The sequence below is a fragment of the Achromobacter sp. SIMBA_011 genome (assembly GCF_046535435.1).
GTDB classification, from domain to species: domain Bacteria; phylum Pseudomonadota; class Gammaproteobacteria; order Burkholderiales; family Burkholderiaceae_B; genus Achromobacter; species Achromobacter dolens.
Window position 1 is genome coordinate 1 of the sequence record NZ_JAWRWN010000340.1, and the last position, 277, is coordinate 277.

At 70.0% G+C, this 277-nt stretch carries 1 pseudogene; it reads left to right on the top strand.

Annotated elements, in window-relative coordinates:
* Positions 1-15: 15 nt before the first annotated feature.
* Positions 16-277 (top strand): annotated as a pseudogene (locus SB816_RS31215) (type VI secretion protein); the annotation flags it as partial.

Consider the following 277-nt stretch of genomic DNA (forward strand, 5'->3'; position numbering starts at 1 on the left):
GTGCGGGGCAACGCCATGTCAGATGACAGCGAGTTCCGCATCCGTCCTGGGCGCATCCGATCGACCCGCGCGCAGCAGGCCCGGCCGTTCATCGCCCAGGCTCTCGCTGCCGCCCAGAAGGCCGGCGGACGCGTCTCGCGCTCCGGCAAGATCACCTCGGGCAACCGCTCGCGCTTCGGGCGCGGTCAGCGCGCCAGCATCCAGGCCAACCGGCTTCTCACCGGACGTTCGCGCATCGTCGTCATCAAGACCCGCGTGGTTCGCCATACGGTGCGCT